We start from the raw sequence: 15,301 nt of genomic DNA, 5'->3' as shown, positions 1-15,301 counted from the left end.
AGCGACGGTTCACTTCCGCCGCTGGGCCTCCGCCGGGATGGGGGCGTCGCGGTACCTCAGGAGCCCTTCGACGCCGAGCAGGAACGTTTCGCAGATCGGCGCCGGGTCGGTGAGGCAGCCCGCGGCCATGGCGCCGTCCCGGAGCATCACGAAGTGCCGGGCGGCCGGCTCGGGCGCGGTTTCCCCGGTTTCGGCCAGCAGTTCGGTGACGGTGCTCAGGAACCACTGCCGGTGCGCGAGGACGGCCTGGTGCACCGGGTGGGCGGGGTCGGGGTATTCGGCGGCGGCGTTGAGGAAGGCGCATCCCCGGAAGCCGGGGGACCGGATGCCGTCGGCGATCGTCGCGGCGACCCCGCGGACGACGTCCGCCGGGAGGCCGCCGGCGGCGCGGACGGCCTCGACCTGGGCGCGGATGGCCTTGTCCGCGCCGGTCAGGTAGGCGACCAGCAGGTCGTCCTTGCTGGGGAAGTGCCGGTAGAGCGTGGCACGGGTGACGCCCGCGTCGGCGATGACCCGGTCGATGCCGACCGAGTGGAGTCCCTCCGAGTAGAACAGCCGGCTCGCCGAGGTGAGCAGCCGGGCGCGGGCTTCGGACACCTGTACTCCTGCCTCCTGACGGGCGATCGGGTGAACCGAGCCTAGCAGATAGAACGATCTGTCTTGACGCCGTCCGGTGCGTACTGTCATAGTCGCCGAGACAAGACAGAACGTTCTACTTACTTGGAGAACCGATGGCCACCACCGTCAGCCCGCCCGCCGGCCTCGCGCAGTCCCTGCGGCGGCTCTACTTCGTCCGGTTCGCGTTCGCCCTCGTCTGGGCGGGACTGCTGTTCACGACGGCGTCGAGCCTCGGCCCGGTCAGCATCGCGTTGCTGGTGCTGTACCCGTTGTTCGACGTGGTCGCCGCGGTGATCGACGCACGCTCGTCGAAGGCGGCCCAGTCCGTTCTGGCGCTGTACGTGAACGTCGCGATCAGCCTGCTCGCCGGCGCGGGCCTGGCTGTCGTGGCCTCGTCCGGCATCCCGGGTGTCCTGCGCGTGTGGGGGAGCTGGGCGATCGTGGCCGGCGTCGTCCAGCTCGTCGTCGGCGTCGCCCGGCGCCGGCTGGGCGGCCAGTGGCCCATGATCCTCAGCGGCGCGATCTCGGTCGCGGCCGGCACCTCGTTCATCCTGCAGGCCACAATGGACGGTGCTTCGCTGAAGGCCCTGGCCGGCTACGCAACGCTGGGCGGCGTTTTCTTCCTCGTCTCCGCGGTGCGGCTGGGGCGTGCGTCGAGGAACGCGAGTTCGCGGTAGATCACGGGACTTGCACCGCGAAGGCGATGATGAAGCAGGCGAAGGCGGCGATCGCCGCCGTGGACCGGGCGACGTCGATCCGCTGCCAGCGCAGCACGGTGGCTCGCCAGTCTGGCGGCGGGTCGTCCGGCTGCCAGTCGATCACCCGCATGTTGATGGGCACGGTGCCCAGGAAGGAAAACAGCAGGAACGCCACCAGTGCCGCCATTCCGGCCCAGCGGAAGGCGGCCCCGGCCCCGCCGCTGCCGGCGATCAGCACGGCGGCACCGGCGAGAACGGTCGGAAGCATGATGCCCGGGACGACGACGCGCAGGGTGCGCACGAGAGCCACGCGCGCGGCGACGTGCGCATGGTCGCCGAGGTGGCGCAAGGCCGGCTGGACCCCGTACCGGACGACGAACTCCTCGCCGGCGAGGAGGCCGGCGAAGGCGAGCCCGGTTGCTTGCAGGATGACCGAAGGCACGGCGACTCCCATAGCTACAGTGGCAGTAAATTTACTGTAGCAGAAGTCTTGGGGTTCAGGTCAGGCCGCGTTCGAGCAGGCCGGCCGCCCGCCGCACCTGATCGGCGACGGTGGCCACCGCCTCCGGGATCGGGTGGCCCGGGCGCAGGTGGGTGCGCAGGCCGTGGAACTGGATGCGCCACAGCCCGATGAGCGCCGCCGCGGTGATCTGGGCTTCGGGATCGGTGCGCTCGAGGCCGGTCCGCGAAGCGAGTGCTTCGGCGGCGACGTCGACATACCGGTCGGCGACGTCGCTGCGGTACGCCCGCAGCGAAGGCGTGTCACGGATGAGGTCGCCGAACCTGCGGTAGGTGGTCAGCGCGTGGTCGTGGTCTCCGGCCGCGGTCAGGGTCGTTTCGAGGCCGGCCAGTTCGTCGTCGAGGATCCGCAGCATCGCGGCGACCGGCGGGACCGCGGGGTCCGCGAGGTGGTGGTGCAGCGCGTCGGCCATGGCCTCGAGCCGGTCCAGGAGGAGGGCTTCCTTGCTCGGGAAGTAGTTGAAGACCGTCTTTTCGGACACTCCGCACGCCTCGGCGACGTCGGCGACGCGGACCGCCTCGAAGCCGCGTTCGAGGAACATGGTCATCGCGGTGTCGGACAGTTGACGGCGCATCGCGCGCTTCTTGCGCTCGCGCAAGCCTTCTCCCGTGCGGGTCATGCGCGCAGCTTACTGCGGTCACCAGAGAAATCGTGCCACTGTAAATTCTAGCGGCCCACCCCGGCCGCGACCGGGGCGCCCGGCGAGACGGCCTGGTAGCCGGAGCACAGGATGCGCAGCCAGTCGATCACGCCGTCGCGAGTCGTGTAGTACGCCTGTTGCTCGACGAGGTGGTCCGTGCCGTCGCGCTCGACCCGCAGCAGGTAGCCGACGTGCCGGCAGCCGGCGACCCGGCCCGTGGTCACCGAGCACAGTTCGGTGATCCGGCGGCCGGGGCCGAACCAGCGGCCGAGGACGATCTCGCCGACGACTTCGGCGGGGTCGGTCGACGTCCAGTGGCGGCCCGGGGTGAGGGCGGCGAAGTCGATCCGGGCGGCCAGTACCGCGCGGAGCGCGGCGGGGTCCTGCGCGGCGAGTGCCCTGGCGAACTGTTCGCCTTCGGCGGTCATGGTGCTCTCCGGGGTCAGTAGCTGAAGGTGGTGACGGGCTCGTCCATGAGGAACATCAGGGTCGGGCGGTGCTGTTCGGCGGCCTCGACGGCGACGAGGAACGCCACGGTGACCTTTCGGTGGTACCGGCCCAGCCTCGCCCCGGCCGGACGGTGGCGCATGGGGCGGATGCCTCATCTTCCGGCGGTACCGGGGAACGACGTCGTGAGGCCGTGTTCGAGGGCGAACAGCCCGGCGCCGGTCCGGTTGGACACGCCGGCCTTGGCGTAGATGTGCTCGACGTGGTTCCGGACGGTCTTTTCGCTGATCGAGAGCGACCGCGCGATGTCCCGGTTCGAGCCGCCGCCGGCGAGCAGGCGCAGCACTTCGACCTCGCGCCCGGTCAGGCCGGCGGGGAAGGGCGTCCGCCGCCGGGTCGCGTGCCCGGCGGCGGACAGGACGGCGTCGACGGCGTGCGCGTCCAGCCGGCCCGCGCGGGCGTGCCGCCGCAGGATCTCGGCGGCGTCGACGGCGTCGCACGCCGGCCGGTGCGGCCGGGGCTCGCCCAGCGCGTGGTACACGTCGGCGGCCGCCAGGAGCCGCGCGTGCGGCGTCAGTGCCGCGCCGGCCGCGCCGAGCGGGTAGCCGGAGCCGTCCAGCCGCTCGTGGTGCGCCGCGGCGACGGCGGCGACCTCCGCCAAGCCGCGGACCCGGCGCAGGATCCGGCCGGTGAGGTAGGGGTGCAGCCGGACCCGCTCCCATTCGGCGTCCGACAGCGGGGCCGCCTTTTCCCAGATGCTGTTGGGCACGCCCATCCGGCCCAGGTCGTGAACGAGCCCGGCCCGCCGGACGAGCCGGACCTCCGGCTCGGGCAGGCCGGCGCGGCGGGCGGCCCCGGCGGCGAGGGCGGCGACGCCGCGGGAGTGGCCGATGGTGAACGGGCATTTGAGGTCGGCGAAGTCGCCGATCGCGGTCAGCAGCTCGTCCAGCTCGGCCTCGGTGAGGACCCGGTCGCGATCGGGTGCCTGTGCCAGGGCGAGCGCCCAGACGTCCTCGTCCAGAAGGCCGGCGGCGATTTCGTCCGCCGCGTTCGTGAACGCCGCGACCACGGCGGGGTCGAACTGGCTGCCACTGCGCGCCTCGGCCATCGCGACGGCCGCGCCCACGCCGCCGCGGCGCAGGTGGACCTCGGCGACCTCGGCGAGGTGCACGACCCGCACCTCGATCGGCAGCCGGTCGCCACCGGTCCCGGCGGGCAGGCCGCTGCCGTCCCAGCGTTCGAAGGTGCAGGCCAGTGCCGCGCGGACGGGCTCGCCCAGCCCCAGCCGCCCGGCGAGCCGGGCGGCGGAGGAGCAGTGGGACTGGATCAGCGCGGCCAGCCTGCCGCGGACGCCGATGAGAAACGCGGCCGTCAGCGCGGCGCGTGCCGGCAGCCCGCGGTCCCGCCCGACGTGCGTGACCAGCAGGCGCAGGAAGGGCGTGCCGGTCCAGTTCACCTGGTAGGAGTCGGCGCGGAAGGCGATGTCGTCGCCGAACCAGCCGGCCAGTTCGTGCGAGTCGGCGTGGCAGCCGATCCAGGCGACGAGGTTGGCGTAGAACACCGTGCCGCGCCGGCCTTCGTCCAGGCCCAGCCGGTCGGCGAGCCGGGTCGCGAGCACCGCCGAGCGCAGCATGTGCTCCATCGGCTGCCCGAGCCCCAGGTCGATGGCCAGCGACAGGGCGGCGAGCACCTCGGCGCGCCGCGGCCCGGACGGCGGGACGGCCATGGGACCACCACCTTCCGGTCGGCCCCGGCACGCGCCGTCGTCCACCGAGGACGAACAAGCCTCGCTCGCCGGCCCGGCGATGGCAACTCCGGCGCTACCGCGCGGGGACTTCCGCGATGGTGATGACGTTGGCGGCGGGGTCTTGGATCCGAGTGAGCCGCGACAGGACTCCGGTGATGACCTCGCCGGTCGCGATACCGCTGCGGTGGAGCCGGGCGAGGAAGTCGTCGAAGTCCGAGACCAGGAGTGTCGCCATGGAAGCGCCCGCCGTGCCGGCGTTCTCCACGACCTGGAAGCCGCCGCTGGGCGGGAAATCCCATTGCGCCAGGGACGGCATGGGCTCCAGGTCGGCGGGGCGGCCGAACAGCCGGCTGTAGAACTCCTTGGCCCGGGCGAGATCGGCGACGGCGACGGCGGCGAGCGAAACGGTGACAGGCATGGCTCGATCCGACCAGAAGATCCGCCGGTTCGCCGGATGGCCGCCGAACACGCAGATCCACTCGCCGGGCAATGCCGGTACTACGACGGCAGGGAGGCGACGGCGATCATCCGCCGGTGGTCCGCGGCCAGCGGCCGTCCGTCTTCGCCGTAGCCGGACACCGTGGCGAATCCCGCGGCGAGCAGCCAATCGCGGAGCTCGGGATAGCCGAACAGCCGCTTGACGAACGCCGTCCGCCGGGCACGGCCGTCGCGGACGACCGTCCGTTCCGCCTCGAGCCTGCCGGTCAGCGCGTCCAGGTGGTAGCGGTCGGCGAGCATGTCGCCGTCGTCGCGGGCCGCCACGACCCGCGAGGGCGAGTACGCCGCCAGAAACGCGGTGAGGTTGTCGAGGTCCATGGCCAGCCGGCCGCCCGGGCGCAGGGCGACGGCGATGCCCGCCAGGACGGCGCGGTTGGTGGTGTCGTCGAAGTACCCGAAGGCCGTGGACCAGTTGACCACCCGGTCGAAGTGCGCCGTCCACGGCAGCCGGCGCATGTCGCCGGCCACGTACTCGACCTCGACGCCGGCGGCGGCCGCATCGGCACGGGCCCGGTCCAGGAAGACCGCCGAGGAGTCCAGTCCGGTGACCCGGCAGCCGCGGGCGGCCAGGTGACGGGCCAGCTCCCCGTGTCCGCACGCGAGGTCCAGCACCCGCATGCCCGGTCGCAGGTCCAGCAGCCGCCACGTCAGGTCCGCGGCGGCTTCGCCCGGCCCGGTCACGTCGCCAGGCCTGGCGAAGAAGTGCAGGTAGTCCTCGTCGTACATCCCGGAGGCGTCGAACAGGTCGGCCATGCAGCGGACATTAGGGACGGCCATTCGCCGCGGCAAACAGATTTTCCGGCCGGAAGGGGGACAAATCCGGTGGCGTGCTGGCAAGATCGCGGGTGGACACAGGCAGGGGAGGCCATCCGTGTACCGATCATTTCGGGTTGCCGGGCGCGATGACCGGCTCGAGTTCGCGAAGCCGACGGCAACGGCCGGGCGCGCGAAATAGCGGGCGGTGCCGCCGAAATCTCCCGTCGTGACCATCTCAGGGGGTCCGTCCCCGTCATCCTGCCCTTCGAAAGAAAGAACTCACCATGAGACGTGTTTTCCTGCCCGGGGGCGCGGCCCTCGTGCCCGGCGCCGCACCACGGCGGACCCGTTCGGGCACCAAGGTCGCGGTCGCCGTGGCGGCTTTCTCGGCCGCCGCGTTCCTCGCCCCCGCGTCGGCGAACGCGATTTCCGGTGGGCAGCCGGTCGCCGACGGCGCCGACCGCTTCGCCGCGAAGATCACCATGGAGGGTGCGGCGTGTTCCGGCGCCCTGATCGCGCCGCAATGGGTGATCACCGCCGCCTCGTGCTTCCCCGGCAGCTCCGGGCAGGCCGCGCCGCCCGCCAAGCCGGCCACGGTGGTCGTCGGCCAGGCCGACCTCCGCGGCACCGGCGGTCAGACGCTCCGCGTGTCCCAGGTGGTCGCCCGCGGCGACCGCGACGTGGCCCTCGCCAAGCTGACGTACGCGGTGCCGGGTGTCACCCCGCTCGCCGTCTCGGCCACCGCGCCCGGCGCGGGGGAGAGCGTGCGGGTGGACGGCTACGGCCGGACCGCCACGGAGTGGGTCCCCGACCGGCTGGCGACCGGGCAGTTCACCCTGGGCCAGGCCACCGCGACGACGGTCCCGATGACCAGCCCCACCGCGAACGACATCTGTCTCGGTGACGCCGGTGGCCCGGTGCTGCGGCAGGAAGGCGGCGGCCTCCGCCTGGCCGGGATCGCGAGCCGGTCGTGGCAGCACGGCTGCCTGGCGGTCACCGAGACCCGCAACGGCAGCACGGCCGCGCGCACCGACGACATCGGCGCGTGGATCACGCAGCAGGTCCAGCCGCGCACGATCCGGCTCACCAACCACTACACGAAGCGCTGCCTGACGGCCCCGGCGGCGAACAACGTCAACGACGCGCCGGTGATCCAGTTCGACTGCCCGTCGGCGTTCGACGACCAGGCGTGGGACGTCGAACCGAACGCGGCGGGCGGCGTGCTCCTGCGGAACCACGCCACGCAGCGGTGCCTGATCGTGCACGGCGCGAACAACACCAACACCGCACCCGCGCTGCAGTACGACTGCCTGCCGCAGTTCACCGACCAGCTGTGGGACCTCGTCGAGGTCGACGGCGGCGTGCAGGTCCGGAACCGGGCGACGAACCGGTGCCTGGTGGTCTTCGCGGCGAACAACGAAAACGGCGCGACGGCGGCGCAGTACGACTGCCTGCCCCAGTTCTCCGACCAGGTCTGGGAAGCGACCGCCGTGCCGGACGCTGTGCTGGTCACGAACCACGCCACCCAGCGGTGCCTGATCGTGCACGGCGGGAACAACGTCGACGACGCTCCGGCGCTGCAGTACGACTGCCTGCCGCAGTTCACCGACCAGCTGTGGGAGATCGACCCGGTGGCCTCCGGTGGGGTGCTGGTGCGGAACCGGGGGACGAAGCGGTGCCTGATCGTGCACGGCGGGAACAACGTCAACGACGCTCCGGCGCTGCAGTACCAGTGCTTGCCGCAGTTCACCGACCAGCTGTGGGACCTCGTCCCGGTCCAGGGCGGCGGCGTGCAGATCCGGAACCGGGCGACGAACCGGTGCCTGATCGTGCACGGCGGGAACAACGTCAACGACGGAGTCGCGCTGCAGTACGACTGTCTGCCGCAGTTCACCGACCAGATCTGGGACGTCCTCCCGGTCCCGGCCGGGCATTGAGCGAACCGGCATGACGGTCCGTCCGTAGCACCCTGTCCGGCGCCGGACGCCCTCGAGGCGTCCGGCGCCTACGGGCCACGCGGTGGCCGTCCCGGCACCGGGATCGGCACGGGCGGGTCGACGCGCAGCCGGACCCGGAACTGCCCTTGCCGCTTCAGCAGGGGCTCGTGCCAGCCGACCAGCGACAGGGTGACGGCGAGCGAGCACGCGCCGGCCACGACCGATTCGATGGCGCCCCGCCGCACCGCGACGGCGGTCTCGAACATGCCGAAGACCAGGCTGATTTCGAAGGTGACGCGGGCGATCTCGGTGTCGTCGACCACCAGGCCCACGGAGGGCTGCTGGAGCGACTTGATCTCGTACGGGTCGATCAGGGTGACCATGACTTCGGGCTTCCGCGGCTGGGAAAGCGTGTCCTGCGCGGCTTTCGTCAGCGCCTGGTACTTGCCGAGCCCGGCGAGCAGCGGCTCGGACAGGCTCTCGTCGAGGAAACCCAGCGCCGTTTCCAGGATTCTGCTGTTGAGCAGCCGGAAGGCCGGCTGCGGCAGCGTGCGCCGTCCGGACAGTTTCGCCTCGGCGATCCCGCCCCGCGGGATCCGCGTCAGCATCTCGGCGACGTGCCCTTCGGTGCCGCCGTCGCCCAACGCCATCGAGCGCACCGTCGTCCGGTCCGTGAGCTCAGGGGTGGTCATGGGGTACCTCCCGCGCGGTCTGCCGGCCGCGGTCCCAGTGCATTTCCAGGGCCACCGAGTGGTGGCGGGCTTCCGGCCCGGAGGGGCCGGCTTCGATCCGCGGCGGGTCGAAGATCGGCCGCACGTCCACCTCGCCGTCCGGTGACGAGCCGTCCCGTTCCCGTCGTCTCGGGAGCGGCACACCCGGCGGCTCTGGGCGTGGCTCCTGCTTTTCCGTTTCCCCTCTGGTGCTCACGGTGGTGGCGGCCGCCGCGACGGCGACCCCGCCGGCGATCGTGGCGATCACGCCGATCGTCCACCCGGTGTTCTGGCAGTCCTGGGGGCTGATGAAGATGTCGCAGTTGTCGGCCGCCGCCGGGGGTGTCAGCAGGAACAGCGTGAGGAACGCGGTGACGGCGGTCAGCAGGGCGATCCGGGTTCTCATCGGGTTTTCTCGCCTCCTTCCCGGAGCAGCAGGACGGTGCCCGTTCCGGCGAGCAGCGTCGCGAGGAAGAACCGTCCGGATTCGTCCACCGGTGACTGGGGCGACTCCGTCGTGCCGCCGAAGAGGGCCGGCAGGTCGGTCAGGGAACCGTGGACGACGAGGAAGGCGACCAGGATGCCGAAGACCGGTGCCAGGAGCACCCGGACCCAGCGGGCGAGCAACCGGTCGCGCGCGGCGTAGAACGCGCCGAGGGGCGGGTCGATCTTCGGGCCGAGGAAGACGACGGCCGAAGCGACCAGGGCACCGGCGGCGGTGACCGCGAACCCCGCCCCGGACGTCCCCTGACCGCGGAACAGGAAATAGATCAGCGGGGCCAGGGAAATCAGCAGCCGCCGGACGGGCACCGGAATTTCTTCGAGCCGTTCGAGCTGGGGGCGGAGCCGTTCGGCAATGCGGAAGCGCAGAACCGCGGCGGCGATCAGGCCTCCGCCGACGACGATGACGAACACGACGCTGCGGTGGATGATCCAGTCCAGCCAGGCCAGCAGCACGACGTACCCGGTGAACACGAGGATTCCCCGGCGCCCGCTCATGACCGGACCCCGGGCCGGGTGGGGGAGCGGACCCGGGAGACCAGCCCGATCACCGTTCCGAACACCGCGTGGCTCGTCAGGCTCACCACGACGAAGGGTGCCAGGGCCGGGGGCCGCAGGATGCTGCTCGACGGGTAGATCAGCAGCATGGCCACTTCCAGCGCCGCACCCCAGAGCAGGCCGAACCACCAGCGGGCGGGGCCGGCGACCAGCGTGTACATGATCGCGAACGTGACGCCGTTGCTGAGGTGGTAAGCCCAGCCGGCGATGTCCCCGACGGGCGAACCGAGGGGTTTTCCCGTGATGAGGCTGCCGAAGATGGAAATGGAATAGAACGGTCCCGAACCCAGGCCCAGCACCGCCCCGAGGACCCAGCGGGTTCCGTTGTAGGCCAGCAAACCGAGGAGGCCGGCGGCGAGCCCGGACCGCAGGCGTCCGGTGATGATCGGCCGGTCGGCCTTTCCCGCCAAAACCAGCAGGCAAACGAGGAATGTCATGCCCGGCAACGTCACGAACGAAAGTGTGTAAGGCATCCGGATGACACCGAGGAGGTGCAGCAGCAGCGCGGCGATCGACGTGGCCGCGGCACCCCATGCCAGCACGAAAAGGCGAGGATCTTCGCGGTAGGCCGCGAGGGTTGATTCCTTCATGCTGCCTCCACCGGAAGCGCTTTTCTTCAGGGTCGTTCGACCGCGCGGAGAAGTTACGGGCGCCACCCGAATGGCCTTCATTTGGCGACCGGGTGGGCGATGCGCGCGAACCCGTTCTCCGCTGATCGGAAACGGATTCTTTATTGGCCGGCGGCCATCGCGAGGTCTTCGGGCGGGGCCCACAGCGGCGCGGCGTCCGCGCGTTCGGGGTGCTCCCAGCGGTGGCGGGCCGCGGTTTCCCGGGCGATCGCGAGGAAGGCCTCGACGGCTTCCGGTGGTTCCCCGTCCCGCCAGGCCAGTGACCACGGGTAGACCGGCTGCAGCTCCTGGGGCCGGTGGACCGGGACGCCGCGGTCGGCGTACCGGCGGGCGTAGCTGTCGAACTCGAGCAGGTACGCGCTGTCGTTCGCCCGGCTGACCGCGGCGTGGCAGGTGTCGAAGGTGCCGGGGTTGCCCAGCCAGCGCAGGGCGAGGCCGGTGTGCTGTTCCAGGGACCTCACGTACCGGCCGTGCACGTTGTAGAGCGCGGTGCCGGGGGCGTCCGCGAAGACCTCGAGTGGTCGTTCGTGCACCGAGACGGCCGCGCGGCGCGGGTCGCCGGGCCGTCCGACCAGCCAGAACGGCTCGAGCCGCAGCAGCGTGTGCCGCCAGCCGGCCGGGTGGGCGGCTTTCATCGCGGCGGTGACGCGGATGATCGCGACGTCGAGGTGGTCTTCGAGCAGCGCGGTGAGCTGGCGGGCGCTGTCCATCTGGCTCTGGACGAGCTGGACGCCGGGATGGGCGGCGAGGAACGCGTCGGCGACGACGCGGCTGGTGTCCAGCTCGAAGATGTGGGCGATCCGGAGGTGGTGCGGCGCGGGCTCGCGCAGCATCTGGTCCGCAGTGGCCAGCAGCTGCCGGGCGAGGTGCAGGAACCGCTCGCCGCGCGGAGTCAGCGCGACGTGGCGGCTGTCGCGCACGAACAGCGGTCCGTCGACGTCGGTTTCGAGCTTGCGGATCTGCTTGGACAGCGCCGGCTGGCTGATGAAGAGCTTGGCGGCGGCCCGCCCGAAGTGCAGTTCGTCGGCGACGGTGACGAAGTACCGCACCAACCTGAGGTCGAGGTCCATGCGGGCCTTCCGTGAAAGGAGTGTCCGGACGATGTCACCACGGCTATCGATTCGCGCGCAACAGGTCTTGGACGCCGCCGCGGCGATCGTGTTGGCTTCGGGAAGTCCGCACGAAAACTGGAGGAACCGATGGCCGAGCCGGGCACCCCTGTTGTGTTCATCCACGGTCTGTGGCTGCACGCCACCTCGTGGAACCCCTGGATCGACCACTTCCGGGCGGCCGGGTACGCGCCCATCGCACCCGGCTGGCCGCACGAGCCCGAAACCGTCGAGCTGGCCCGCGAGAACCCGCAGGCCGTCGCGGACATCGGCATCGACGACGCCACCGGCCACTTCGCGTCGATCATCGACAGCCTCGAACGGCCCCCGGTGATCATCGGGCACTCCTTCGGCGGCCTGATCACCGAAAAGCTGCTGGGCCAGGGCATCGGCCTGGCGGGTGTCGCCATCGACCCCGCGCAGATCAAGGGCGTCCTGCCGCTGCCGCTGGCGCAGCTGCGCGCGGGCCTGCCGGCGCTGGGCAACCCGGCGAACCTCCACCGGGCCGTGTCGCTGAGTGAGAAGGAGTTCCGCTTCGGCTTCGGCAACACCCTGACCGACGAGGAGTCGGCGGACCTCTACCGGCGCTGGACGATCCCGTCACCCGCCCGGCCGCTGTTCCAGGCCGCGGCCGCGAACTTCGTGCTGCACTCCCAGGCCAAGGTCGACACCGACCGCGAAGACCGTGGCCCGCTCCTGCTGATCTCCGGGACGGCGGACCACACGGTCCCGGACGTGGTCACCCGCTCGACGTTCAAGCAGTACCGGGATTCCGCCGCGGTCACCGAGCTGAAGCAGTTCGAGGGCCGCGGTCACTCGCTCACCATCGACAGCGGCTGGCGCGAGGTCGCCGACGCCGTGCTCGGCTGGCTGCGCGAGCAGGGGATCTAGGCCCGTGGATCTCGGTCTGGACGGCGCGGTCGCCGTCGTCACCGGGGCCAGCCGGGGCATCGGGCTGGCCGTCACCCAAGCGCTCGTCGTGGAGGGCGCCCACGTCGTGGCCGGCGCGCGCGTCCCGGGGCCGGACCTCGAAGCGCTCGCCCGGGCGGGGAAGGTCCACGCGCTCGCCGTCGACCTCGGCACCGCCGACGGCCCCGGCCGGCTCGCGGAGCTGGCCCTGACCGAGCTGGGGCGCATCGACATCCTGGTCAACAACGTCGGCGCCGTCAGCCCGCGGCCGAACGGCTTCCTGCTGGTCACCGACGACGACTGGACGCGGTCGCTGACCTTGAACCTGCTGAGCGCGGTCCGGGCCACCCGCGCCGTGCTGCCGACGATGGTGACCGCCGGGCGGGGCAGCATCGTCACGATCGCCTCGGTCAACGCGATCCTGCCCGACCCCGGCGTCATCGACTACAGCGCGGCGAAGGCGGCACTGGTCAACTTCACGAAGTCGGTGTCGAAGGAGTTCGGCCCGCACGGCGTCCGCGTCAACGCGATCAACCCGGGCCCGGTCGCGACGGACCTGTGGCTCGGCACCGGTGGCGTCGCCGAGTCGGTCGCCGCCACCACGGGAGCGAATCCGGGGGCCGTCGCCGAGGAGGCCGCCACCCACGCCGTCACCGGACGCTTCACCCGGCCCGCGGAAGTGGCGAACCTCGCGGCCTTCCTGTCCAGCGAGCGGGTGGCGGGGAACATCACCGGCGCCACCTTCGCCATCGACGGCGGCTACGCCACCGAAACGCATTGAGCGTCAGCCGCCGACCGCCGTGGTGAGCAGGCTTTCGAGCTGGGCGGAGACGCGGTCGAGCGGCCGGGTGCTGCGCTCGGCGCGGCACATGGCGACGGCACCTTCGGCCGCGGCGACGACGAGGGTGGCGAGCTGGTCGGCGTCGGCGGCGCCGTGTTCGCGCAGGGCCCCGGCGAGCCGGGTTTCCCAGCCGGTGAACGCCTCGGCCGCGGCGGTGAGGGCTTCGCCGTCCGTGGCTTCTTCGATGGACACGGCGAGGACGGGGCAGCCGGCCTGGAAGTGGGTGGAGGTGAGGATGTCGCGCCAGAGGGCGAGGAAGGCGCGCAGCCCGTCGACCGGTCCGGCCCGCAGCCGCTTGTCCAGCATCCGGGTGACCGTGTCGCCGGCGAAGCGGACCGCCTCGGTCGCCAGCTGCTGCTTGCCGCCGGGGAAGTAGTGGTAGGTGGAGCCGAGCGGGGTCCCGGCGTGCTTGGCGACCTCGCGGATGCTGGTGGCGTTGAGCCCGCGGCGGCGGATCATGTCGGCGGCGCCGGCGACCAGTTGCTGCCGCGACGGCGGCTTCGGCTCGGGCATCGGCGTCCTTCCTGGCTATAACGACCGTCATAGTGTAGCCGCTGCCGGACGGCGGCGTTCCTCACTCGGCCGCGGGAGCGTCCCGCACGGATTCGCCCAGTTGCCGGTCGTGGACCCGGCGCCAGACCAGCACGGAAACCACCGCGCCGCACAGGCAGAGGAACATGTCCCACTGCGTGTCCCAGACGTCTCCCTGGGTGGCGAGGAAAGCGTCCGCGCCGGAACCGGCGACGAGCGCGCTGAACCATTCCACGAATTCGAAGCACGCGCTGATCGCCAGGCAGACACTCACCGTCAGGAACGCGACCCAGCCGCCCGGCCGCAGCGGCGTCCGGCGCAGCAGCACCTCACGCACCGCGACGGCGGGGACGAAGCCCTGGACGAAGTGGCCGAGCCGGTCGTAGTCGTTGCGCTTCGTCCCCAGCCAGTGCTGCACCCATTCCCCGAGCGGCGTCTCCGCGTAGGTGTACTGGCCGCCGTAACACAGCACCAGCGCGTGGAGGACCAGCAGCCAGCACAGCAGGCGCGTCAACGGGAACCTCTTGCGCAGCGCCACCACCAGGGGAAGGCCGATCAGCACCCAGACGACCTCCATGAACCAGGTGCCGGGCGACCGGGCCTGCACCCCGGTCACGACCAGCGCCGCGAGCACCACGCCGGCCAGCAGCGTTCCCTCGGCTCGGCCGGCTCCGCGCACCATCCGGTGAACCTACCGCGGCGCCGGCGGCGAGCACAGTGGACGGTCGGACGCGAACCTCCTACCCCGAACCGGCGATGCGGTCCGGCAGCCGGGCGGCCAGGTGCTTGATCAGCTCGCCGACCCGCCGGGGCAGGTGGGCGTCGCCGGGGCGCAGGGCGTAGATGTCGGCGGGTGGCGTCGGCACGTCGGGGAGGACGCGCACCAGGGCGCCGCTCTCCAGGTGGGGGCGGATCTGCCACTCCGAGCGCATGATCACCCCCTGCCCTTGCAGCGCCCAGCCGGTCACGATGTCGCCGTCGTCGCTCGACAGGCGGCCGCGCACCCGGACCTGACGCGGGGCGCGGGCGTCTCCGAAGCGCCACACGGCGAAGTCGCCCTCGTTCTCGCGGAGCACGAGACAGTCGTGGCGGTCCAGGTCCTCGATCCGTTCCGGCATCCCTCGACGCTCCACATAGGACGGTGCTGCGCACGGCACCCGGCGGTTCCGCGCCAGGCGGCGCATCCGCAGCGTGGAGTCCGGCGGCGGTCCGACGTGGACGGCCAGGTCGAACTCGCGCCGGTCGGGGCGCAGGGGGAGCGCGGACGTGTGAAGGTCGATGTTCACCCGAGGGTGGCGGGCGGCGAACTCGCCCAGGAGCGGGGCGATGTGAGCGCGTCCGAGGCCGAGGGTCGCCCGGACCACGATGGACCCCCGCAGGTCGCCGGAGCGAGGGGCGACGAGGTCCTCGAGCTCGCGGACCTGGTCGAGGATCGTCTCCAGGCGCGCGGCGAACAGCTCGCCCTCGGAGGTGAGCACGAGCCGGCGCGTGCCGCGGTGCACCAACCGCGCGTCCAGCCGGCGTTCCAGTGCGCTGAGGCGCTTGCTGACCACCGGCAGCGAGCACTGCAGTTCCCGGGCGGCCGCCGTCAGCGTCTCGCTGGAGGCGACCACCCGGAAGAAGCGGAGATCGTCGATCATCGCGGCTCGTCC

At 71.9% G+C, this 15,301-nt stretch carries 20 protein-coding genes; 4 read left to right on the top strand and 16 right to left on the bottom strand.

The features are described 5' to 3' along the window. Positions 1–9: 9 nt before the first annotated feature. Positions 10–597: a TetR/AcrR family transcriptional regulator gene (locus tag CF165_RS30870; protein WP_093951116.1), complete on the bottom strand. Its 588-nt coding sequence runs from the start codon at positions 595–597 to the stop codon at positions 10–12. A gap of 134 nt (positions 598–731) precedes the next feature. Here CF165_RS30870 and CF165_RS30865 point away from each other — a divergent pair, with 134 nt between their 5' ends. Continuing rightward, positions 732–1,295, top strand: coding sequence for a hypothetical protein (locus CF165_RS30865; protein ID WP_093951115.1), 564 nt, complete (start codon positions 732–734; stop codon positions 1,293–1,295). A gap of 1 nt (position 1,296) precedes the next feature. Here the strand turns inward: CF165_RS30865 and CF165_RS30860 are convergent, their stop codons facing one another. From CF165_RS30860 to CF165_RS30835, 7 genes are all read right to left on the bottom strand, one after another. Beyond that, positions 1,297–1,758 carry an anthrone oxygenase family protein gene (locus CF165_RS30860; RefSeq protein WP_093951169.1) on the bottom strand — a complete coding sequence of 154 codons (462 nt, stop codon included), beginning with the start codon at positions 1,756–1,758 and terminating at the stop codon, positions 1,297–1,299. 55 nt (positions 1,759–1,813) lie between these two features. Beyond that, positions 1,814–2,455, bottom strand: a complete 642-nt coding sequence (locus CF165_RS30855; protein ID WP_093951114.1) for a TetR family transcriptional regulator — start codon at positions 2,453–2,455, stop codon at positions 1,814–1,816. A gap of 47 nt (positions 2,456–2,502) precedes the next feature. Continuing rightward, on the bottom strand, positions 2,503–2,904 hold the full coding sequence (locus CF165_RS30850; RefSeq protein ID WP_093951113.1) for a hypothetical protein: 402 nt from the start codon (positions 2,902–2,904) through the stop codon (positions 2,503–2,505). Positions 2,905–2,918: 14 nt separating this feature from the next. Beyond that, positions 2,919–3,065, bottom strand: coding sequence for a hypothetical protein (locus tag CF165_RS51320; RefSeq protein WP_158226853.1), 147 nt, complete (start codon positions 3,063–3,065; stop codon positions 2,919–2,921). Between the two features lie 12 nt (positions 3,066–3,077). Further along, complete coding sequence (locus tag CF165_RS30845; RefSeq protein ID WP_093951112.1) at positions 3,078–4,649, bottom strand: HD domain-containing phosphohydrolase; 1,572 nt, start codon at positions 4,647–4,649, stop codon at positions 3,078–3,080. A 94-nt stretch (positions 4,650–4,743) separates the two neighbouring features. After that, positions 4,744–5,088, bottom strand: a complete 345-nt coding sequence (locus CF165_RS30840; protein WP_143268700.1) for a VOC family protein — start codon at positions 5,086–5,088, stop codon at positions 4,744–4,746. 80 nt (positions 5,089–5,168) lie between these two features. Further along, complete coding sequence (locus tag CF165_RS30835; RefSeq protein WP_093951110.1) at positions 5,169–5,921, bottom strand: SAM-dependent methyltransferase; 753 nt, start codon at positions 5,919–5,921, stop codon at positions 5,169–5,171. Between the two features lie 287 nt (positions 5,922–6,208). Here CF165_RS30835 and CF165_RS30830 point away from each other — a divergent pair, with 287 nt between their 5' ends. Then, positions 6,209–7,861 carry an RICIN domain-containing protein gene (locus tag CF165_RS30830; protein WP_093951109.1) on the top strand — a complete coding sequence of 551 codons (1,653 nt, stop codon included), beginning with the start codon at positions 6,209–6,211 and terminating at the stop codon, positions 7,859–7,861. 68 nt (positions 7,862–7,929) lie between these two features. On the opposite strand, the gene CF165_RS30825 is transcribed toward CF165_RS30830, so the two are convergent. From CF165_RS30825 to CF165_RS30805, 5 genes are all read right to left on the bottom strand, one after another. Further along, a complete protein-coding gene (locus tag CF165_RS30825) occupies positions 7,930–8,553 on the bottom strand; it encodes a hypothetical protein (protein WP_093951108.1) in 624 nt (207 codons plus the stop codon). Further along, positions 8,540–8,977, bottom strand: a complete 438-nt coding sequence (locus tag CF165_RS30820) for a hypothetical protein (protein WP_093951107.1) — start codon at positions 8,975–8,977, stop codon at positions 8,540–8,542. The genes CF165_RS30825 and CF165_RS30820 overlap by 14 nt, the downstream gene beginning before the upstream one ends. After that, entirely contained in the window at positions 8,974–9,570 is a 597-nt protein-coding gene (locus CF165_RS30815; protein WP_143268698.1) for a hypothetical protein, read from the bottom strand. The genes CF165_RS30820 and CF165_RS30815 overlap by 4 nt, the downstream gene beginning before the upstream one ends. Further along, positions 9,567–10,220, bottom strand: coding sequence for a hypothetical protein (locus CF165_RS30810; RefSeq protein WP_093951105.1), 654 nt, complete (start codon positions 10,218–10,220; stop codon positions 9,567–9,569). The genes CF165_RS30815 and CF165_RS30810 overlap by 4 nt, the downstream gene beginning before the upstream one ends. 140 nt (positions 10,221–10,360) lie before the next feature. Further along, entirely contained in the window at positions 10,361–11,329 is a 969-nt protein-coding gene (locus CF165_RS30805) for a LysR family transcriptional regulator (RefSeq protein WP_093951104.1), read from the bottom strand. A gap of 129 nt (positions 11,330–11,458) precedes the next feature. Between CF165_RS30805 and CF165_RS30800 the strand changes: the two genes are divergently transcribed. Together CF165_RS30800 and CF165_RS30795 are read left to right on the top strand one after the other, a co-directional pair. Continuing rightward, a complete protein-coding gene (locus tag CF165_RS30800) occupies positions 11,459–12,259 on the top strand; it encodes an alpha/beta hydrolase (RefSeq protein ID WP_093951103.1) in 801 nt (266 codons plus the stop codon). Positions 12,260–12,263: 4 nt separating this feature from the next. Then, entirely contained in the window at positions 12,264–13,058 is a 795-nt protein-coding gene (locus CF165_RS30795; RefSeq protein ID WP_093951102.1) for an SDR family NAD(P)-dependent oxidoreductase, read from the top strand. Positions 13,059–13,061: 3 nt separating this feature from the next. Here the strand turns inward: CF165_RS30795 and CF165_RS30790 are convergent, their stop codons facing one another. The 3 genes from CF165_RS30790 to CF165_RS30780 form a co-directional block, all read right to left on the bottom strand. After that, positions 13,062–13,631: a TetR/AcrR family transcriptional regulator gene (locus CF165_RS30790; RefSeq protein ID WP_093951101.1), complete on the bottom strand. Its 570-nt coding sequence runs from the start codon at positions 13,629–13,631 to the stop codon at positions 13,062–13,064. A 61-nt stretch (positions 13,632–13,692) separates the two neighbouring features. Continuing rightward, positions 13,693–14,331 (bottom strand): DUF2238 domain-containing protein, encoded by a 639-nt coding sequence (locus CF165_RS30785; protein WP_093951100.1) that lies wholly within the window; start codon positions 14,329–14,331, stop codon positions 13,693–13,695. A 58-nt stretch (positions 14,332–14,389) separates the two neighbouring features. Further along, positions 14,390–15,289, bottom strand: a complete 900-nt coding sequence (locus tag CF165_RS30780) for a LysR family transcriptional regulator (RefSeq protein ID WP_093951099.1) — start codon at positions 15,287–15,289, stop codon at positions 14,390–14,392. Positions 15,290–15,301: the final 12 nt, after the last annotated feature.

Origin of the sequence: Amycolatopsis vastitatis, from assembly GCF_002234595.1 — a bacterium.
GTDB lineage: Bacteria > Actinomycetota > Actinomycetes > Mycobacteriales > Pseudonocardiaceae > Amycolatopsis > Amycolatopsis vastitatis.
The sequence above is the reverse complement of the archived record's forward strand: the minus strand, read 5'-3'. Positions and strand labels throughout refer to the sequence as shown.